Origin of the sequence: Phocaeicola coprocola DSM 17136 (genome assembly GCF_000154845.1) — a bacterium.
Taxonomy (GTDB): Bacteria; Bacteroidota; Bacteroidia; order Bacteroidales; family Bacteroidaceae; genus Phocaeicola; species Phocaeicola coprocola.
In genome coordinates, this window is record NZ_DS981459.1 from 1 (window position 1) to 21,451 (window position 21,451).

Below are 21,451 nucleotides of genomic sequence, written 5' to 3' on the forward strand. Positions count from 1 at the left end.
AAGTCGGTTGCCTGACAGTTCGTCATTCCGGCATGTTGCTTGGCATCGCGAAAGCAGAATTCGAGCTGGAAACGTGTCCTGTAGAAGTCTAAAACCTCCTTGGCATCCTGCATCTCGTCCGTGGAGAAATACAGCTGCCATTTGTCCGTTCTTCCATCCATAGGATACCATACAGCTAAGCTCACAAAACGTTTGAGTGCTTTGGAGTATGCTTTCAGTCCATAAAGTTTACCCTTGTTCACTTTATACTCGGTACATCTTGTGATGTCCAGATTTTCAAAATCAATCTTTCCGTCATACAATTTTGGACGTCCGCGTTTTCCTGTCCTATTTTCTAAGGTGGGATAAAACAACACTGCATCATTTCTGAAGCGGCTTATAACGTGGAATCCGTTCTCACACAATGGTTTGATGAAAGTTGCCTTTGAAAAGAACGCATCACATACGACAGTGCCAGAAATACGTTTCAGATGTTCCTGTATGCTGATAAGGTAAGAACTGTACCAGTCTACAAGATTCTTCCCGTAGCTTTCCAACGTTGCGTTATCAGGTGTCTGTACAGAGCCCAAAGTCATACATTCATGGTTGTCAACGTCTATAACTCCAATACCGGTTATTTCCAGTCCACGTTTGTATTCACCGGCACAACCGGACCAGAAATAGCCAATCCACGGCGTTTTGCTGCCTGATTTTGGAATGAAAGACGGATCAACGGCTATCGCCTTGCGACCACCTTTAAGGTGTTCCCTGATGATGGCTTCATTGAAGGAAAACCAGTCAAAGTCATCATTCTCAAAATTGTTCCGGTATGTCTGTTCCGAGAAACATCCATATCGTCCCATTTGAAGGAAATTGACGCGGTTAGGTATAGCCATGAACAATTTCATTGCATCCATGAATACTTTCTGAAAAGATTTGCTTATATTTACAACTGATTCGAGAGCGTTTCTGCACTCGGATTGGTATTGCATAAGGAGTGATTCTTTAGTCATAATTAAAAGTGGTGGAATACTTCTAATTTACTAATAATCAACAAATTATGCAATACTTTTTCTGTTGATTTTCAGCTGTTTAGCATATCTTTTTCATCCCTTTTCTTACTCCTTGACGATTCATTCTTGACAGTATTTCAATGATCTCTTGAATATATTTTTGAACCGGATTATGCCGATTCTATGTTTAATTTTAATTTATCGGTAAAAATTTACCGAAGTATTGCTTGTAAAAAAATTGTTATTAGTGTCTAATTTATAATTGATTATAGTTTGTATCTGATTCCCAGCATGAATGACTGTCCGTGCCATTCCTTGCGTTCAATTACATTTCCGTCTTTGCGTTCAGAATTTACACTTTCCGTATGAGGACCATTCTGTATAAATCTCAGCAACGGAGTATCCAGCAGATTGGATGCTTTAGCAAAAATACTGATACCGTTTTTAAAGCTTTTTTCAACAGAAGCATCCAGTTGTATGTAGCCGTCTTCCCAGATATCATCATTATACCAGTTGGAAATATCGCTTAGACGTTTTCCGGTATAGCTTCCGGCGAGCTGGCTTTCCCAGCCATATTTGGTACTCTTGAAGAGTAATGATAAATTGGCTACATGAGCTGCCTGTCCGAATAGCGGACGTGTCTGTGATACACTCTTCACATCATTGCCTTCCATGATACGCTTGTCGGTAGTAATAGAAGAGTGAGTATAGGTATAGTTGGCTTTGATTCCGAACCAGTTGAAGTACTTCATTATATCTACTTCAACTCCCAAGTTGGTAGCATTACCGAAGTTCATCGGTTTGTAGTATGTATCTTGACCTTCATTCAGCAAACCGTATTCTATCGGGTTCTGCAATCTTTTGTAGAACATACCTACCATGAACTGCTCGGATGATTTAGGGAAGAATTCATATCGCAGGTCGATGTTGTCGGCCACTGTATGTTTCAAATCCGGATTACCTTTTTCCTTGTAGTCTTCATTGATAATGCTGTAAGGTACAATCTCAAAGAAGCTTGGGCGGTTTATAGAACGTGCATACGAGAAGCGGAGGTTGGCGTTTTTATGTACTCCATATTTTACATGAAAGCTGGGAAGTACATCTGTATATTTCTGATTTCCTTCTGGATCTGCGTTTTCTGTTGGAAATTCCAAAACATATCCCTGATTTGTATGTTCAACACGTACTCCGGCGATAAACTCCCAGTTGAGATAGGTATATTTAGCCATTCCGTAGGCAGCACCTATTTTTTCGGAAGCGTCGTAGTTTAACGGGTCACTGATGTTGCCATATTTTTGTGCAGTAAACAGAATTTCATCATAGTTATTCCAGTCCTCACCTTGATATTGAGGATCTTCCACTCCTGTAGCCGAATTGAATTTATATTCATTGAAGAAACTGTCACGTTTTTTATCGCGGTACATACCTCCTACAGAGAAGTCGAATATAGAACCTCCGTCCAGTTTCAGTTTATACATCAAGTCAACATATCCAGACTTATCATTGTCGGAGTTGTGTTCCCACCGGCGTCTGGCCGCTTCTGATGTTCGTACGTGGCTACCTTGCATGAATATTTCTGCATTGTCTGGAGTTTCGCTGTATGCTTTTGAAATAACAGCCGACCAGTTCAGGCGCAGAGCTCCGTCATCCAGAAAAGCATGTTCACCTTTCAGGGTAGAGTTGACGATATACTGACGGTTCCATTTCATTCGTACAGAACCTTCTTTGTCATCATGCCCGTCGCGTACTTCTGCTTCACGCATATCCATGTATCCATTGTACCATGTCAACTTATGGTTGGCATTGATGTGGTAGTCCAGTTTAGCGTGTGCTCCGATGCGTGTTTGCTGTGAAGAATAATTACGATATTCAATACCGTCGTGGGTTGTTCCCGGCTGATAATATAGTTCGCTTTCTTTTCCTCGGTAAGTATTCAGAAAACTGCCGGCAAGCATAACACCCAATTTATCATCGAAGAAGCGGTCGCCGTAAGACAATCCGGCTGTCAAGTCGGGCAATGGCTTTTTCCATGTCATCCGTAAATTATCGGTGGTGAAATTATCCATTGTTACCCGGTTGTCTTCGGGCTTGCCCATTTGTTCGTAAGGTGATTGTTTTACGATTGCTCCGTGATTGAACGATTGAAAATCGCGGTCGAAATACATGGCGTTGTAACCTGTAGACAAGTTTACTGTAAATTGTCTTTCTGAAGGAGCATCCTTCATAATCAGGTTGACTGCACCTCCGATACCGTCGCCTTCCATGTTGGCGGTCAGTGATTTGGTAACTTCCAGACGGTCCAGCATTTCTGACGGGAAGATGTCTAACGGGACAAAACGGTTTTTATTATCTGGGCTAGGAATTTTTACCCCGTTTATCAATGTATAATTATAACGCTTGTCCATTCCTCGTAAAATGGCATACTGACCTTCGCCGCTGCTGTTTCGTTCGATTGTTACTCCAGACATTCGCTGAATAACATTTGCCACTGTGATATCCGGAGAAAGTTCTATAGCTTTAGCACTCATTACGTTTACCACATTCATCGCAGCGCGTTCGATGCCACGGGCACCAGCTTCTGTCCGTCCCGGATTATTGGCTATAACCGTGACACCTTCTAGCACTACATCATCACTTTTTAGCGGAATGACTATTTCTGTATCCTTATTCCCAATCTCTACCTCGCATTTCTTGTAGCCGACGTAAGAGCAGACTAGTGTATATTTAGGACGCGCAACCGACAGGTTAAAACTTCCATCCATACCTGAAACAGCACCTTTTCCCGGTTCTTCCTTTATAAGAATAGAAGCTCCTATTATCTCTTCTCCGGTTTGTGCATCCTTTACTTTACCTTTTATATCTCTTGCATTTATATTTGCAGTTGCAAGAAGTAGCAGACTTAATACCAAACTTGATTTCATTATGTTTTTTTATTTTGACGCTGCAAATGTATTCTTTGTGTTTTTCATGGTAGTTTCGAAGATGTTTCAAATGTAATACAAAGGCCGGAAATGTATGTTACTTATCTTATAGGATACGATATGAGCTGATCGAAATAAAAAGATGCTGAAGTCTTCAGAAAAACTTCAGCATCTTTTATTGAAAACTTCAGCATCTTTTATTGAAATATTGTACAAAAAATAAAAAAAGAAGAGCTTCTTTTTTTACGATCCAAGTATGTCGTTTAAAAGCTTCAGTATAATGTTGCTGACAAGTCGGTTGTATTACTGTCAACAGCAGGAAGCTCTATTGCATCAACTATTTTTTGCCAGTAATTTCTGACATCCTTCCAGTGATAATAGGGAGCTGTATCGGTAGGTAGTGGAAGTGTGACTTCATGTTCGTTGAGTAGTAGTTTAACCAGAATATCATCGTTGTCAAGCTTATGAAAGAAGATGAGCTGGATGTTTCCGCACATCGGAATGATACGGTAGGTTCGGTAGGTATCGGCTATTTTCTGCCAGTCGGCAGTTGCGAAAGACAGTTTGTCAATCCCCATCAGAGCTGCAAGCGGAGCCAGGTTAGTATCATGTCCGTAACGCAAGGTCACACAGTTTTTCTTCGAACTGATAACTGTATCAGCTGTTTCTATAAAGTTGCGCAACAGGTTACGTTCCAGCTTATACATGCATGAGCCACTTAGTGGAGAAGCTCCTTTCTCATAATACCATTCGAAGTTGTTTCTCTGCCAGAGGTCGTAACGTTCTTGTGAGGTAAACAGGAAAGATAAGTCTTCCTGATGGTAACTGCTCTGGCTGATACCGTGAAGCTCAAATAAGTCGGTCATGAGCTGTCTGGAGTCTTTTACGATATCTGCATTGATGAACAATTGTTTCATCAGGCGTTCCGGGTGAATGTATACACTGTCGGCAGCCTGATATACACTGTCGGCATTAGCTAGATGTGCTTCTTCGTATGTCGGATTTTTATATTTTATGTAATAGGCATCATGTTCGCTGACATCGGTTGTGATTACTAACCGGGGATTTAATCCTTTTAATTCGACACAAGCAGCTGCCATCGACAGGAAGGCACGGGTTTTGTAAGTAGAACGTGCATCGACATGTGTTCCGTCAGTGAATACTTGCGGGTAGTTTGTATACATACGGCGGATTAAATCTTTATGTTGCTGTGCCCCTTTAGGGGTCAGTTCGCCATATCTGCCTGCTGCTTCTTCAGCCAGCTTTTCGATTATGTTCAAGGCACGCTGTCCGTCGGTGGTGAGTTTATGTTGGCGTGCTGCTTCCTTTAATATACTCAACGGGCTATCGTATTTCTTTTTCTTTGTGAGATATCGTGAACCGTGACGTGCAAATGTGGAAATATAGAATGGAGTATATCCCTCAGGAACTGGGGTAAGTTTTGCCTCTGGTGCCTGGTAGGCATAATACTTGCCTGCGGAAAGTGCCGGATTGGCATTTATTTCCTCGAATGCACTTTGGGCAATTGCTGGCAGAGATACGATTCCAGCAAGTAGCATAGAAATAACTGTTTGTTTCATTTGTCTTTTCGTTTTTGTTCAGCGTGCAAAAATAGAGGCTTTCTGTACATAGTTATGCTTATGTTATAGTAAGATTGTTCAATCGGGGATAAATGAAACAAATGTGTAATATGGATGTAACATAAAGAAAGCCGTTTCAAACAACTGAACTGCTTGTTTGAAACGGCCTTATATAATTAAATGGATGTTGTATAGTTGATGTTCTCTTAAAAAATCCGCTATACGCTTGTTTATTTATATATCAGATATTTGATAAAGAAATATCCTCCGAAGACCTGGAGTGCCATACCAGGTAATCCGATTCGGAAATCCTGAAGTGCTGTATGCAGACTTCCACTTAAAGTCCATTCTCCCAATGTTCCTGCCAGCTGATAAAAGGCAACTACTGCCAGCAAGAGAAGTATAGAAACATGTTTACTGCGGTGTGCCACATATCCGGCTCCAGCAGCAAGAAGGAGAGATTTCATTAAAATGGCAGGAAGAACGGCAGGAGCAGGCATCCCGAACAGCCAGGAGTTGACGAGGGGAGAGGCTATAGCTGTGAGCAGTCCGGCTTTCCATCCGTATTTGTAGGCTCCGATGAGAGTAAAGAAGTAAATAGGAAGCCATGTTGTTCCTCCTGATGGAAAAAGGTGGAACAGTTGAGGCAGAACTACATTTCCTGCTACAAAAATCAATGCAGTAAGATATGTCCGTGTTTCGCTATAGTTTAATGAGTAAAGTTTTACAGTCGATTCCATAATTATGTTTTTATTTTTCTAGATTGTTGGTAGTTCTTATTTGTGCTACAAATTTTTCTATTATCGGATAGATTTCTTCTGCCGTGTCTGCTTCTGCACAAAGTGATTCCAGCGGACATCTTCCTGTCTGGGCACGATTGATGATAAATGGCACTTCTTTTCCGAACGAGGTTTTGATTCCTGCTGCTCGTAACAAAGAGAGAGCTGGAGTACTGATGATATCAGCATATACTTCTTTCATCTTTCCCAATACGATGAGTGCAGCAGCTCCTTTTCCTATAACTTTATCAGCCAACTGAGCGTTCTGCATAAAATCTCTTTCGTTTTGGTACAAGTCGTATAAATCAGCAACTCCATGCTGTCTGAATGCCCTGATTTCACCTTGGCTTTCTATTACACATGAGCAACCTTCCGAATGTAATAACTCAATGAGGCGTTTCATACTATACTTAGAGTGTTTCCTGTTTAAGTTGTTCTACATATCGGTCTATCCGGTGCAACTCCTTCGGTATATCGATTGATTGTGGATAATGAGGGTTGCATTGCCCGCATCCGATGCAATGGCTTGCCTGACGTAATTTGGGAACGCTTCGGTCGTAACCAACCAGAAAAGCACGTCGTGCTTTGGCGTAATTCTCGTCTTGTCTGCTTTTAGGCATATATCCTTCGTTTACGCATTTGTTGTAGTGTACAAGGATACCCGGTATATCAATCCCATACAGCGAAACATCATACAATCTCTATCTAATTGAAAATTAAACAGTTATTTCTGTTTAATTAATATCAGGTAACGATTTAGAAACGAGCGAATTACAATATTCTGTTTTCTTTTGCCTCTGTCAAAGAACGATTCTTTCAATGCAAAGTTACTACAAAAAAGTGAAATGCGGAAAGATATAGTGATAGAATTGAGTTACAAGGGTTTTGGTTGAAGTGGCGATAATCCGTGAAGCCATTACAATCCCTGCCGAAGCCAAATCCTGACGCCGCTACGTTACTTGTTCGTAACCATGCCCGAAAATGCGACAAACGGGTACGAATAGCGAAACAAGGCTCTAAGGAATAGTGAGTTATCCATAACTCATGCGAAAAATCAGGTTACGGAAAAAGATTGCGCCGTTCCTCCCCGTTTTGCGTACCAACACCGGACTCTTCACCAACTAATTTTGAAACCCAAAAATTAAGGACAATGAAGAGTACATTTTCAGTAATCTACTACCTCAAGCGTCAGGTAGTGAAAAAGGACGGGACAGTTCCCGTCATGGGACGCATCACGGTGGACGGCAGCCAGACACAGTTCAGCTGCAAACTGACTGTCGATCCGAAACTGTGGGACACCAAAGGTGGACGTGTCACGGGCAGAAGCACGGCGGCACTCGAAACGAACCGTATGCTTGACAAGATGCGGGTACGCATCAACAGGCATTATCAGGAAATCATGGAGCGTGACAACTTCGTCACGGCGGAGAAGGTGAAGAACGCCTTTCTCGGACTGGAACACCGCTACCACACGCTGATGCAGGTGTTCCGCCAGCACAACGAGGACTACGAGAAGCAGGTGGAGGCAGGCATGAAAGCCAAAGGCACGCTGCTGAAGTACCGCACCGTTTACAAGCACATGCAAGAGTTCCTCGACATCCGCTACCATGTGAAGGACATCGCCCTAAAAGAGCTTACCCCGGCTTTCATCTCCGACTTCGAGATGTTCCTGCGCACGGACAAGCACTGCTGCACCAATACCGTGTGGCTGTACGTCTGCCCGTTACGGACGATGGTATTCATCGCCATCAACAACGAGTGGCTGACGCGCGACCCGTTCCGCGAGTATGAAATCAAGAAGGAGGAAACAACACGCAGTTTCCTGACCAAAGATGAGATCCGCCTGCTGATGGAGGGGAAACTGAAAAACGCCAAACAGGAATTGTACCGCGACCTCTACCTGTTCTGCGCCTTCACGGGGCTGTCGTTCGCGGATATGCGCAACCTTACGGAAGAGAATATCCGCACCTACTTCGACGAACACGAGTGGATAAACATCAACCGCCAGAAAACGGGCGTGGTGTCCAACATCCGCCTGCTCGACATCGCCAACCGCATAATCGGCAAATACCGGGGACTGTGCGGGGACGGCAGGATATTTCCCGTTCCGCATTATAACACGTGCCTTGCCGGTATCCGTGCCGTCGCCAAGCGTTGCGGCATCACCAAGCATATCACGTGGCATCAGAGCCGCCACACGGCAGCCACGACGATATTCCTCTCCAACGGTGTTCCCATCGAAACGGTCAGCTCCATGCTCGGACACAAGAGCATAAAGACGACGCAGATTTACGCAAAGATAACCAAAGAGAAGCTCAATCAGGACATGGAGAACCTTGCCGCAAGATTGAACGGCGTCGAGGAATTTGCAGGTTGCACCATCTAAAAAGAAAAGCCATGAAACGTGACACAATCATCATCGAGGACAAGGCAGTCAGCGTAACCGGTAACGACGTGTGGATGACCGCCACCGAAATAGCCGGATTGTTCCATACGACCGTCCCGGCAGTGAACGCCGCCATCAGAGCCGTCCGCAAGTCGGACGTGCTGAACGACTACGAGGTGTGCCGCTACATGCAGCTTGAAAACGGGCTGCACGCGGACGTGTACGCCCTTGAAATCATCATCCCGGTCGCTTTCAGGGTGAATACCTACAACACCCACCTGTTCCGCACATGGCTGGTGGGAAAGGCACTCTCACAAGAGAAACGGCAGACATACGTGATGTTCATACAGAACGGAAAAGCCGGGTATTGCTGATTGCACATACCCCATAAGACAAGTAAACGGGTAGCACCACAAAAGGTGTCACCCGTTTACTTTTTCATGAAACCGCCTCACTCCAGCGGCTTGCGGTAGTTCGCTTCCAGTACCCCGCGCAGCCCCGTTTCCGGGTAAAGCACCTTCCCTCCCAAAAGTATGAAGGGCAACACGCGGTTGTTGCGGTATTCCTGCAAGGTGCGCCGGCTCACACGGAGCAGTTCCGACACCTCGCCGTCCGTCAGGTAACGTTCCCCGTCCAGCGGAGGACGGTAGCTTTCCAGAAATGCGGACAGCCATTTCGAGCCTTTGCGCATATCCTGCACCACAGAGGCTATCGGCTCGTCTTCCATCGTAAAAACATCGTTGTTCTCGTTCATCATAACTTCGGATTCAGTGGGTGAATAAATCAAATCATCTGCCGTGCGGATAGAGCGTGCCGACAAGCGGTATCAGCCGCTTCACCTCCTCTGGCTTGTAATAGAACCTGCGGTTTATCTGCGAGTAGCCGATAAGCCGCCTGTCACGCAGCGTCTGCAACGTGCGCGGGCTTATTCTCAACTGCCCGCAGACCTCCTCGCCCGTGAGCCATCTTTCCATGCGCCCCGTGTCGCTTTTGCGCCTCAGGGCGGCGACCTTCTCCGAGAGTGCGCCGAATGCCGCCACCATCATCTCGAAAGTCTTTTTCTCGATAGATACTATTTCCATATTCATGTCATTTAGAGTTTGCCGCAAAGGTAACGAAACGGCATACAAGACGTATCGTTTTCCGCTGAAAGGCTGCCTGTTGCGCCGTTTGACCGGGTTACGGAGCCATCTTCCGCAAAAATCTTACGTGAGTCACGTAGTGAGTTGTTAAAGCCCCTTTTGTTTATTGCCGAATTTTGTCGCAGAAACAAAAAGAAAGGACTGAACATGAAAGTGATAACAATGGAAAGTTCCGCCTACAAGGAGATGATGGCGCAGATTGCGAACATCGCAGGGTACATCCGCGAGGCAAGGGACGAGAAGAAACGGAAGCGGGAAACCGAAGACAAGCTGCTTGACACGGCACAGGCGGCGAAGATGCTCAACGTGAGCAAGCGCACCATGCAGCGTATGCGCACCGACCACCGTATCGAGTATGTGGTGGTACGCGGAAGCTGCCGCTACCGCCTTTCCGAGATACTGCGGCTATTGGAGGACAACACAGTAAGGAACGAGGAAGGGACAATAGACACCCTGTTCCACAACCACACGCTGCGCACGGGCGGCAAACCAAAAGGAAGGAGGACATAGGTCATGGAACTGCTCACACGAAACAACTTCGAGGGCTGGATGCAGAAGCTGATGGAACGGCTCGACCGTCAGGACGAACTGCTGCTGGCGATGAAGGCTGAGGGGAAACAGCCCACTATCACGGAAAGCATCCGCCTTTTCGACAATCAGGATTTGTGCATGTTGCTCCAGATAAGCAAACGCACCCTCCAACGCTACCGCAGCGTAGGCGCATTGCCCTACAAGACGCTGGGCAAGAAGACCTATTACAGCGAGGAGGACGTGCTGACATTCCTTTCCAACCATATCAAGGACTTCAAAAAGGAAGATATAGCCTTCTACAAGGCTCGTATCCATAATTTCTTTCATAAATAACCCATTAAAACATTTTTCAGATGGCAAAGAAAAAAGACGAAAAGGACGTGCTGGTAGTCCGTGACGAGAAGACAGGCGAGATCAGCGTGGTAGCCGGGCTGAACGCGGACGGCACACCCAAGCGCACCCCCGCAAAAGCGGAGAACGCGCAGAGTTTCCTGCAATTCGACCGACATGGCGACGTGCTGGACAACTTCTTCAAGAACTTCTTCCGGCAGTGCAAGGAACCCAGCCGCTTCGGTTTCTACCGCATTGCGGCAGACCAAGCTGAAAATCTCTTAGAGGTGATGAAGCAACTGCTGAAAGACCCCGAAGCGAACAAGGAGCTGCTCGCCCCTCACAAGGTGGACACCTCCGACTATGAGAAGAAGGTGCAGGAAGAGATGGCAGCACAACAGACAGAGAAACAAGAACCTCAAAAACAGGAGAACATGGAACAACGGAAAGAACAGCAACAGGACAAATCCGAACAGATGCAGGGCAAACGTGGCTACCAGCCCATCGACGAGAGTAAAATCAACTGGCAGGAGCTGGAGGACAGATGGGGCGTAAAGCGGGACAACCTTGAAAAGTCCGGCGACCTTACGAAGATGCTCAACTATGGCAAGTCCGACTTGGTAAAGGTCAAACCGACCTTCGGCGGCGAATCATTCGAGCTGGACGCCCGCCTCTCCTTCAAGAAGGACGGTGAGGGAAACATCAGCCTCGTGCCGCACTTCATCCGCAAGGAGCAGAAGCTGGATGAGTACAAGGAACACAAATTCTCCGACAATGACCGGAAGAACCTCCGCGAAACGGGCAATCTCGGTAGGGTCGTGGACATTGTGGACAGGGAAACGGGCGAGATCATCCCCTCCTACATCAGCATCGACCGCAAGACGAATGAAATCACGGACATTCCGGCAAGCAGGGTGCGCATCCCGGAGCGCATCGGCAAGACGGAAATCACCACGCAGGAGCGGGACATGCTCCGCGCCGGACTGCCCGTACGCGACAAGCTCATCGAGCGCAACGACGGCAGAAAGTTCGTCACCACCCTGCAAGTGAACGTGGAGCAGCGCGGCGTGGAGTTCGTGCCGGGAACCGGCAAGTCGCCCCGTACCGCACAGACACAGGAAACCAAAGGCGACACATCGAAAAGTCAGGCGCAGGGCGGGGAAAATGCCGCACAGACCAAGAAGGAGCAACGCCGCAACACGTGGACGAACGAGGACGGCAGCATCCGCCCCATCAGCAAATGGAGCGGCGTGAGCTTCACCGACCAGCAGAAAGCCGACTATGTGGCGGGTAAAGCCGTGAAGCTGGAGAACGTGACCGACAAGCAGGGCTTCCATGCCACGATGTATATCAAGTTCAACCCGGAGAAGGGACGCCCGTACCGCTACGACACGAACCCTGACAATGCACAGCAGGTTGCTCCGTCCAACGAGAGCCGCACGCAGGTGGCGGTGAACAACGATGGCAAGACCAACGAGGCTACAAAGAATCTGAGAGAGCCGTTGCAGAAAGGTCAGACCAACCCGAAGGACGCCCGCCAGCAACAGCAGCAGGAGAAGCCGCAGAAGAAAACGGGCAAGGGCATGAAAATGTAATCCCGTGTCCGCCACTGAATCCAAAATAAAATCCAAAGTATCAACAAAAAAGAAGAAGACATGAAGACAATCATTGCAGAAAAGCCCTCCGTGGCACGTGAAATCGCCCGCATCGTGGGCGCGACAAAGAGAGAGGAAGGATATTTCGAGGGAGGCGGTTATGCCGTGACATGGGCATTCGGACACCTCGTTCAGCTTGCCATGCCCGACGGCTACGGCGTGCGCGGATTTGTCCGTGACAACCTCCCGATTATTCCCGACACATTCACGCTCGTCCCCCGTCAGGTCAGGACGGAGAAAGGTTACAAGCCCGACAGCGGCGTGGTGTCGCAGATAAAAGTCATCAAAAGACTGTTCGACACAAGCGAACATATCATCGTGGCGACCGATGCCGGACGCGAGGGAGAGCTTATCTTCCGCTACCTCTACCACTATACGGGTTGCACCACTCCTTTCGTGCGCCTGTGGATCAGCTCTCTCACCGACAAAGCTATCCGCGAGGGACTGCGGAAACTCGAAGACGGCAGCAAATACGACAACCTCTACCTCGCCGCCAAAGCGCGGAGCGAATCCGACTGGCTCGTGGGCATCAACGGCACACAGGCGTTATCCATCGCCGCCGGACACGGCACGTATTCCGTGGGGCGGGTGCAGACACCAACGTTGGCTATGGTATGTGAACGCTACTGGGAGAACCGCCGCTTTACGTCCGAAGCATTCTGGCAGCTCCATATCGCAACGGACGGTTGCGACGGCGAAGTCGTGAAATTCTCATCCTCCGAGAAATGGAAAGAGAAAGAACCGGCGATGGAACTATATAATAAGGTAAAGGCGGCAGGTTGCGCCACTGTCACGAAAGCCGAGCGCAAGGAGAAGACGGAGGAAACTCCCTTGCTCTACGACCTGACCACGCTCCAGAAAGAAGCCAACGCCAAGCACGGCTTCACGGCGGAACAGACGCTTGAAATCGCGCAGAAACTCTACGAAAAGAAGTTGATAACCTATCCGAGAACGGGAAGCCGCTACATCCCCGAAGACGTGTTTGCCGAAATTCCCAAACTGCTCGCTTTCATCGGCACACAGCCCGAATGGAAAGACAAGGTGCGGGCAAAAGCCGCCCCGACACGCCGCAGCGTGGACGACGGCAAGGTGACAGACCACCATGCCCTGCTCGTCACGGGTGAGAAACCGCTCTTCCTCTCCAAAGAGGACAATACCATCTATCAGATGATTGCCGGGCGCATGGTCGAGGCATTCTCTGAGAAATGCGTCAAGGATGTGACCACTGTCACGGCGGAATGTGCCGGAGTGGAGTTTACCGTAAAAGGCAGCGTCGTGAAGCAAACCGGATGGCGTGCCGTCTATGGCGAGGAAAAAGAGGAAATTACCATCCCCGGCTGGCAGGAAGGCGACACGCTGACACCGAAAGGCTCGTCCATTACCGAAGGAAAGACCAAACCCAAGCCGCTGCATACCGAAGCCACCCTGCTCTCGGCAATGGAAACGGCGGGCAAGGAAATTGAGGACGACGCACTGCGGCAGGCGATGAAGGACTGTGGCATCGGTACTCCCGCCACACGCGCCTCCATCATCGAAACGCTTTTCAAGCGCGGTTACATGGAACGCTGCAAGAAGTCGCTTGTTCCCACCGAAAAAGGACTTGCCCTCAATTCCGTCGTCAAGACGATGCGCATCGCCGATGTTGCCATGACGGGCGAATGGGAAAAGGAGCTGGCGCGTATCGAGCGCGGGGAACTGTCCGACGACACCTTCCGCAAGGAGATAGAGGCGTACACACGTGAGATAACCTCCGAACTGATCTCGTGCGACAAGCTCTTCGGCAGCCGTGACTCCGGCTGCGCGTGTCCCAAGTGTGGCACGGGCAGGATGCGGTTCTACGGCAAGGTGGTACGCTGCGACAACACGGAGTGCGGACTGCCCGTGTTCCGGCTGAAAGCGGGACGCACCCTGTCCGACGATGAAATCAAAGACCTGCTCACCGAAGGGCATACCAAGCTGCTCAAAGGGTTCAAGAGCAAACAGGGCAAGAGTTTCGATGCTGTTGTCGCCTTTGACGGGGAATATAACACGACTTTTGTGTTCCCGGAGGCTAAAAAGGACAAGAAATTTTCAGGACGGAAGAAATAGTATTAACTTTGCCACTTGTTCAGAGTAATGAATTGTTCTTCGATACCGGATTACACTCATACTTTGGATTTAGTGGTGGCACTCGGAGGGATACCGAGTGCCTTTTTCTTCCTTTTTCCAACCGATTATCCCGTTAATTATCAATCCGCTAAATCCAAAGTAATGAACAACAAGAAGAAAAACGAGGGTCAGACCGACTTTTCCTATTACGGTCTGTACCTGCTGGACTATCTCCGCACGAACAAGTTTGAACAGGCTGACGACACCGCTTTCATACGGGAACGGGCCGACCGTGCCGCCGAAACGTATGAGAGGGCACGGCTTGAAGGCTATCCCGCCGATGGTGCGCAGGAACTGGCGATGGACACGCTGCTGCGCGGGCTGCATTATTCCCGTTACGCCATCCTCCGCGAAGTCGTGGAAAACGAGTTTGCCGATGAAGTGCCGGAAGAGAAGCGTGAAGCCTTTGTCCTGAAACTGCTGCCGCTTGTCGGCAACGTGTTCTCCGTCTATGACCTCTCGGATGACAATTTCGCCCTGTCTTCCGATTACGACCTGCTCTACACGGAGCTGACGGGAGCAACCGTCCTTTACTTAGACGAATATGGCGTTTAACCGCAAACAGAAACTGCGGGACAACATCGAGGCGATACGGACGGCATTCATCCTTGACAGGGAAAATAGGACAGCGACAACCGAAGAGCGTGCCATACTTCAAAGGTACTGCGGTTTCGGCGGTCTGAAATGTATCCTCAACCCTGCAAAGGAACTGACGGATGCCGTCCGGTGGGCGAAATCCGACCTCGAACTGTTCGCCCCGACGGTGGAGCTGCACAGGCTTATCCGTGAGAACAGCAAGGACGAAACAGAGTACAAGCGGTTTGTGGATTCGCTGAAAGCGTCCGTGCTGACCGCTTTCTACACCCCCAAAGAGATAACCGACACCATCGCGGACGTGCTGGCAGATTACAGCGTCCGCCCCGCCCGTATGCTCGAACCGTCGGCAGGTGTCGGCGTGTTCGTGGATTCCATGCTGCGGCACAGCCCCAATGCGGATGTGATGGCTTTCGAGAAGGATCTGCTCACGGGTACAATCTTGAGGCATCTCTATCCCGACCAGAAAATGCGCACCTGCGGTTTTGAGAAAATCGAAAGACCGTTCAACAATTATTTCGACTTGGCGGTGTCCAACATTCCGTTCGGTGACATTGCCGTGTTCGACGCGGAGTTTCAGCGGAGCGACTCTTTCGGCAGACGCTCCGCCCAGAAAACCATCCACAACTATTTCTTTCTCAAAGGACTGGATGCCGTGCGTGACGGCGGTATCGTGGCGTTCATCACCTCGCAAGGGGTATTGAATAGCACCAAGACCTCCGTGCGTAACGAGCTGTTCAGTCAGGCCAATCTGGTATCCGCGATACGCCTGCCCAACAACCTGTTCACGGACAACGCGGGCACGGAGGTGGGCAGTGACCTGATTGTCCTGCAAAAGAACCTCAGCAAGAAGGAAATGTCGCAGGACGAGCGGCTGATGACCGTGATACAGACGGACACGAAAACCGCCCTGACCGACAACGCCTATTTCATCCACCACCCGGAACGCATCGTGCATACGATGGCGAAACTTGACACAGACCCCTACGGGAAGCCCGCTATGGTTTATCTGCACGAGGGCAAGGCAGCAGGCATCGCCGGGGATTTGCGCCGTATGCTCGACGAGGATTTCCATTACAGGCTTGCCATGCGCTTGTATTCGGGTTCAATCCGGCAGGCAGGAACGGAAGAAAAAGTTGCCGTTCAAAATAAAGTAGAGCGTCCTGCCATAAAATTGGAAACAGTATCCTCGGCGCAGACGGTGGAAACTCCGACAGAAAAGCCGCAACCCGCAGATGAAAAGCCGGAGATAGAACCGCGCCCGCAATATTCCGCAGGCGTGCAGCTCACCCTGCTTGACCTCTGGGGGATGACGGAAGAGGTCAGCCAACCGAAAACCTCCAAAAAGAAAAAGACGGTGAAAAAGGCAGTTACGGCAAAGTCCACTCCGCCCAAACCGAAAGTCACGGTTACACCGACAGCTCCAACTGCAAAACCCGCAATGGAGAATAAGGAGGTGAAAGCGGAGAACACCGCCAAGCCTGCCGACCCGGACGACATCTATGCCACACTGGACTGGGATACCAATCCTCCCATCAACGGTTTCTATGAAATGATGATGGGTTTGACGCCGGAGCGTAGGAAAGAACTTCGGGAACTGGCAAGGCAGCATAACGAGAAACAAGTGGCGGAAAAGACGGAAGTGAAAGCCGTGCCGGAAACTTCCCGTGAGCAGCCACGACAGGAGGAAACACAGCCGGAGGCAGTCGCCGCACCTGCCGTTACAGATACCCCATCGGAAGCGGTGGGGACTTTCCTTTTCCCCGACATCGAAGCGGAAAAGCCGAAGGAGGAAGTCGTGGACCTTTCTCCGCGTGCCTACCACCGCACGCCGGAGATGCACCTGCGCGAAGGGTCGCTGGTGGCTGACCGGGGGCGTCATAACATCGGCTACCTGAAAGACATCACGCCATACGGGGCGACATTCCAGCCGCTCGACCTGAAAGGATACCAGAAGGAAAAGGCGTTGTTGTATGTGTCGCTGCGTGACGCCTACGAGCGTCTGTACCGTTATGAATCGCTCCGGCGCGAGGCAAATGTTCCGTGGCGAGAGCATCTGAATACCTGTTACGATGAGTTTGTCATGCGCTACGGCAACCTCAACGCCAAGCAGAACGTGAAGTTAGTGATGATGGATGCGGGCGGGCGCGACATCCTTTCGCTGGAACGGATGGAAAACGGAAAGTTCGTCAAGGCGGACATCTTCGAGCATCCTGTTTCCTTCGCGGTGGAGAGCCATGCCAACGTAGGCTCTCCCGAAGAAGCCCTGTCTGCGTCGCTCAACAAATATGGTACGGTCAATCTCGACTATATGCGGGAGATAACCGACAGCACGGCGGAGGATTTGCTCACTGCCCTGCAAGGGCGCATCTACTACAATCCGCTCGTGACCGGTTACGAAATCAAAGACCGTTTCATCGCCGGAAATGTCATAGAGAAAGCGGAACGCATAGAGGCATGGATGGGTGACAATCCCGAAAATGAGCGTATGCCGGAGGTGAAGCAGGCGTTGGAGGCTCTGAAAGATGCCGAGCCGCAGCGCATCGCCTTCGAGGATCTGGACTTCAATTTCGGGGAACGCTGGATTCCGACGGGTGTCTATGCCGCCTACATGAGCCGGCTGTTCGACACGGAGGTGAAAATCGCCTATTCCGCAAGCATGGACGAGTTTTCGGTGGTGTGCGGCTACCGCACCATGAAAATCACGGACGAGTTTCTGGTGAAGGGGTATTACCGGAACTATGACGGTATGCACCTCCTAAAACACGCCCTGCACAACACCTGCCCTGACATGATGAAGTCCATCGGCAAGGACGAGCATGGCAACGACATCAAGATGCGCGACAGCGAGGGAATACAACTCGCCAACGCCAAGATTGACGAGATACGAAACGGCTTCTCCGAATGGCTCGAAGAGCAGTCGCCGCAGTTCAAGGAGCGGCTTGTGACGATGTATAACCGCAAGTTCAACTGTTTCGTGCGCCCGCGCTACGACGGCTCCCATCAGACCTTTCCCGACCTCAACCTGAAAGGGCTGGCAAGCCGGGGTATCAAGAGCGTCTATCCCTCACAGATGGATTGCGTCTGGATGTTGAAACAGAACGGCGGCGGAATTTGCGACCACGAGGTGGGAACCGGTAAGACGCTGATAATGTGCATCGCCGCGCATGAGATGAAGCGTCTGAATTTGGCACACAAGCCGATGATTATCGGGCTGAAAGCCAACGTTGCGGAGATTGCAGCCACCTATCAGGCGGCATATCCCAACGCACGTATTCTGTACGCTTCGGAGAAGGACTTTTCGACCGCCAACCGTGTGCGCTTCTTCAATAATATAAAGAACAACGACTACGATTGCGTCATCATGTCGCACGACCAGTTCGGCAAGATACCGCAGTCGCCGGAATTGCAGCAGCGCATCCTGCAAGCAGAGCTTGACACGGTGGAGGAAAACCTCGAAGTGCTACGGCAGCAGGGAAAGAACGTGTCGCGGGCGATGCTGAAAGGATTGGAGAAGCGCAAGCACAACCTTGAAGCGAAGCTGGAGAAGGTGGAACACGCCATAAAGTCACGCACGGACGACGTGGTGGATTTCAAGCAGATGGGCATCGACCACATCTTCATAGATGAGAGCCACCAGTTCAAGAATCTGACTTTCAACACGCGCCACGACCGTGTGGCGGGATTGGGAAACAGCGAGGGAAGCCAGAAGGCACTTAACATGCTCTTTGCCATACGCACCATACAGGAGCGCACAGGAAAAGACTTGGGTGCGACCTTCCTCTCCGGCACGACTATCAGCAACTCACTGACTGAATTGTACCTGCTGTTCAAGTACCTGCGCCCGAAGGAGCTGGAACGGCAGGACATAAGGTGTTTCGACGCTTGGGCGGCGATATTTGCCAAGAAGACGACGGATTTTGAATTTAACGTGACGAACAATGTGGTCCAGAAGGAGCGTTTCCGCTACTTCATCAAAGTGCCGGAGCTTGCCGCCTTCTATAATGAAATCACGGACTACCGCACGGCGGAGGATGTGGGCGTTGACCGTCCTGCCAAGAACGAGATACTGCACCATATACCGCCCACGCCGGAACAGGAGGACTTCATACAGAAACTGATGCAGTTCGCCAAGACGGGCGATGCCACCTTGTTGGGCAGGCTGCCGCTTTCGGAAACGGAAGAAAAGGCGAAGATGCTCATCGCCACGGACTATGCCCGGAAAATGGCACTCGACATGCGCATGATAGACCCGAATTACGAAGATCATCCCGACAACAAAGCGAGTCACTGTGCCAAGATGATCGCGGAGTATTATCAAAAATACGACGCCCAGAAAGGCACGCAGTTCGTTTTCTCTGATTTGGGGACATACCAGCCGGGCGACGGGTGGAACGTCTATTCGGAAATCAAGCGCAAACTGACGGAGGACTACGGTATACCGCCAAGCGAGGTGCGCTTCATTCAGGAGTGCAAGACCGACAAGGCGCGGAAGGCGGTGATAGACGCCATGAACGCCGGGACGGTGCGTGTGCTGTTCGGCTCTACCTCTATGCTCGGAACGGGTGTGAACGCCCAGAAACGGTGTGTGGCTATCCATCATCTCGATACGCCGTGGCGACCGTCCGACTTGCAACAGCGTGACGGACGCGGAGTTAGGGCAGGTAATGAGATTGCCAAACATTTCGCCGGGAACAACGTGGATGTAATCATCTACGCGGTGGAGAAGTCACTGGACAGCTACAAGTTCAACCTCCTGCACTGCAAGCAGACTTTCATAAGCCAGCTCAAAAGCGGTGCGATGGGTGCGCGTACCATCGACGAGGGGGCAATGGACGAAAAATCGGGCATGAATTTCTCGGAATACATGGCGTTGCTCTCCGGCAATACCGACCTGTTGGACAAGGCGAAACTGGAAAAGCGGATCGCATCGCTCGAAGGGGAACGCAAGTCGTTCAACAAGGGCAAGCGTGATTCGGAGTTCAAGCTGGAGTCAAAGACCGGCGAGTTGCGCAACAACACGGCTTTCATAGATGCCATGACGGAGGACTGGAACCGCTTCCTGTCGGTGGTGCAGACCGACAAGGAGGGCAACCGCCTTAATATAATAAAGGTGGACGGAGTGGATTCCGCCGATGAGAAGGTCATCGGAAAGCGTTTGCAGGAGATAGCCAAGAATGCCACGACCGGAGGGTTGTACACGCAGGTCGGTGAACTTTACGGTTTTCCGATAAAGGTGGTGAGCGAAAGGATACTCAAAGAGGGATTGGAGTTCACCGACAACCGCTTCGTGGTCGAGGGGAACTACAAGTACACCTACAACAACGGGCATCTGGCGATGGCTGACCCGTTGGCCGCCGCCCGCAACTTCCTCAACGCGATGGAGAGGATACCCTCCATCATCGACCAGTACAAGGCGAAGAACGAGGTGCTGGAGATGGAGATACCGCAGTTACAGGAGATAGCGGGTAAGGTGTGGAAGAAGGAGGACGAGCTGAAGCAGTTGAAGTCCGAACTTGCCGCCCTTGACCGAAAAATTCAGCTGGAGCTTGCGCCACCCACGCCCGAAGTCGCAGAAAAGGAGAATGAAGGGCAACAGCTCAAGCCGGAAGCGGAAGATGTGAGGAACAGGCAGGCGCAATATCCCGAAAATGCACCGCCGCAGATACGCAGTCCGGCGGATAGTATCGTTGCCAACCATGTCATAATCGGGCGTCCGGGACTGTATGCCAAGGAGGAAACCCGGTCCAAAGGATTGAAAATATAACCTAAGGAATTTTATCTGAAGTATTAATAAGGGCTATCCCAAAAGGTCTAAAAGTAAATTTTATCCTTTCTGCAAGTATCTATAGGATGGCAACTGCATTTTTTTCTTTTTGGGCAGCCCTTATTAAAATTTATTCTTATTTTAGGTTATATACATTCATGTCCATTTATGTAAAAAATTCCTGCTGACCTTGTTTATGTCTTGTCAGTCACCATTTGCAAAACCATATTTGACCCTCAAAGAGGCTGAATTTGATAAGTAACTTGCTACATACTCATAATAAGGAGCTAAATAGAACACGAATGGGAAATACACAAATGCTAAACTAAAGAAGATATTGGCCAAAATAAACGCTATACCGAGAGAGAAACTTGATTTTTCAACTTCCTAAAACGGTGTTGTTCAAACATTTCTACTTATTTGTACTTGCCAGTTGAACCTACGCTTCCCTAATAAAATGTCTATGGTAAAAAGTTAAAAAATCCTCCCACTTTTGTTAGATATATTTTTTTGTGTAATTTTGTAATCGTTATGCGGCAGTAATAATATACATATTAATACGAGTTAGTAATCCTGTAGTTCTCATATGCTACGAGGAGGTATTAAAAGGTGCGTTTCGACAATGC

General features: G+C 49.5%; 15 protein-coding genes and 1 pseudogene. 8 read left to right on the forward strand and 8 right to left on the reverse strand.

Features of this window, described 5'->3' with window-relative positions; translation table 11 throughout:
• From BACCOP_RS05490 to BACCOP_RS05515, 6 genes and pseudogenes are all read right to left on the reverse strand, one after another.
• Positions 1–992, reverse strand: a 992-nt coding sequence (locus BACCOP_RS05490; protein ID WP_007567138.1) for a transposase, incomplete at its 3' end; no start/stop codon positions are given.
• A gap of 266 nt (positions 993–1,258) precedes the next feature.
• Positions 1,259–3,913 (reverse strand): TonB-dependent receptor domain-containing protein, encoded by a 2,655-nt coding sequence (locus tag BACCOP_RS05495; protein WP_007567140.1) that lies wholly within the window; start codon positions 3,911–3,913, stop codon positions 1,259–1,261.
• A gap of 272 nt (positions 3,914–4,185) precedes the next feature.
• Positions 4,186–5,493 carry a histidine-type phosphatase gene (locus BACCOP_RS05500; RefSeq protein ID WP_007567142.1) on the reverse strand — a complete coding sequence of 436 codons (1,308 nt, stop codon included), beginning with the start codon at positions 5,491–5,493 and terminating at the stop codon, positions 4,186–4,188.
• Between the two features lie 230 nt (positions 5,494–5,723).
• Positions 5,724–6,233 (reverse strand): hypothetical protein, encoded by a 510-nt coding sequence (locus BACCOP_RS05505; RefSeq protein ID WP_007567145.1) that lies wholly within the window; start codon positions 6,231–6,233, stop codon positions 5,724–5,726.
• A gap of 10 nt (positions 6,234–6,243) precedes the next feature.
• The gene (locus BACCOP_RS05510; RefSeq protein ID WP_007567146.1) at positions 6,244–6,675 is read right to left on the reverse strand and encodes a DUF1893 domain-containing protein; all 432 of its coding nucleotides are present in this window, start codon (positions 6,673–6,675) and stop codon (positions 6,244–6,246) included.
• Between the two features lie 7 nt (positions 6,676–6,682).
• A pseudogene (locus BACCOP_RS05515) lies at positions 6,683–6,952 on the reverse strand (aldo/keto reductase); the annotation flags it as partial.
• Positions 6,953–7,422: 470 nt separating this feature from the next.
• Between BACCOP_RS05515 and BACCOP_RS05520 the strand changes: the two are divergent.
• Together BACCOP_RS05520 and BACCOP_RS05525 are read left to right on the forward strand one after the other, a co-directional pair.
• Positions 7,423–8,658 carry a site-specific integrase gene (locus BACCOP_RS05520; protein ID WP_004291422.1) on the forward strand — a complete coding sequence of 412 codons (1,236 nt, stop codon included), beginning with the start codon at positions 7,423–7,425 and terminating at the stop codon, positions 8,656–8,658.
• An 11-nt stretch (positions 8,659–8,669) separates the two neighbouring features.
• Positions 8,670–9,032 carry a hypothetical protein gene (locus BACCOP_RS05525; RefSeq protein ID WP_004291423.1) on the forward strand — a complete coding sequence of 121 codons (363 nt, stop codon included), beginning with the start codon at positions 8,670–8,672 and terminating at the stop codon, positions 9,030–9,032.
• A 77-nt stretch (positions 9,033–9,109) separates the two neighbouring features.
• Here BACCOP_RS05525 and BACCOP_RS05530 read toward each other — a convergent pair whose 3' ends face one another.
• Both BACCOP_RS05530 and BACCOP_RS05535 read right to left on the reverse strand, forming a co-directional pair.
• Positions 9,110–9,415, reverse strand: a complete 306-nt coding sequence (locus BACCOP_RS05530) for a helix-turn-helix domain-containing protein (protein WP_004291424.1) — start codon at positions 9,413–9,415, stop codon at positions 9,110–9,112.
• Between the two features lie 31 nt (positions 9,416–9,446).
• The gene (locus tag BACCOP_RS05535; protein ID WP_004291426.1) at positions 9,447–9,746 is read right to left on the reverse strand and encodes a helix-turn-helix domain-containing protein; all 300 of its coding nucleotides are present in this window, start codon (positions 9,744–9,746) and stop codon (positions 9,447–9,449) included.
• A 138-nt stretch (positions 9,747–9,884) separates the two neighbouring features.
• Here BACCOP_RS05535 and BACCOP_RS05540 point away from each other — a divergent pair, with 138 nt between their 5' ends.
• The 6 genes from BACCOP_RS05540 (at position 9,885) to BACCOP_RS05565 (ending at position 20,825) form a co-directional block, all read left to right on the forward strand.
• The gene (locus BACCOP_RS05540; RefSeq protein ID WP_004291432.1) at positions 9,885–10,310 is read left to right on the forward strand and encodes a helix-turn-helix domain-containing protein; all 426 of its coding nucleotides are present in this window, start codon (positions 9,885–9,887) and stop codon (positions 10,308–10,310) included.
• Between the two features lie 3 nt (positions 10,311–10,313).
• Entirely contained in the window at positions 10,314–10,664 is a 351-nt protein-coding gene (locus BACCOP_RS05545) for a helix-turn-helix domain-containing protein (RefSeq protein WP_004291454.1), read from the forward strand.
• Between the two features lie 20 nt (positions 10,665–10,684).
• Positions 10,685–12,256, forward strand: coding sequence for a DUF3945 domain-containing protein (locus BACCOP_RS05550; RefSeq protein ID WP_004291455.1), 1,572 nt, complete (start codon positions 10,685–10,687; stop codon positions 12,254–12,256).
• Positions 12,257–12,316: 60 nt separating this feature from the next.
• Entirely contained in the window at positions 12,317–14,404 is a 2,088-nt protein-coding gene (locus BACCOP_RS05555; RefSeq protein ID WP_004291456.1) for a type IA DNA topoisomerase, read from the forward strand.
• Between the two features lie 162 nt (positions 14,405–14,566).
• The gene (locus tag BACCOP_RS05560; RefSeq protein WP_004304266.1) at positions 14,567–15,019 is read left to right on the forward strand and encodes a DUF1896 domain-containing protein; all 453 of its coding nucleotides are present in this window, start codon (positions 14,567–14,569) and stop codon (positions 15,017–15,019) included.
• A complete protein-coding gene (locus BACCOP_RS05565) occupies positions 15,009–20,825 on the forward strand; it encodes an N-6 DNA methylase (RefSeq protein WP_004291462.1) in 5,817 nt (1,938 codons plus the stop codon). Before BACCOP_RS05560 ends, BACCOP_RS05565 begins: the two co-directional genes overlap by 11 nt.
• Positions 20,826–21,451: the final 626 nt, after the last annotated feature.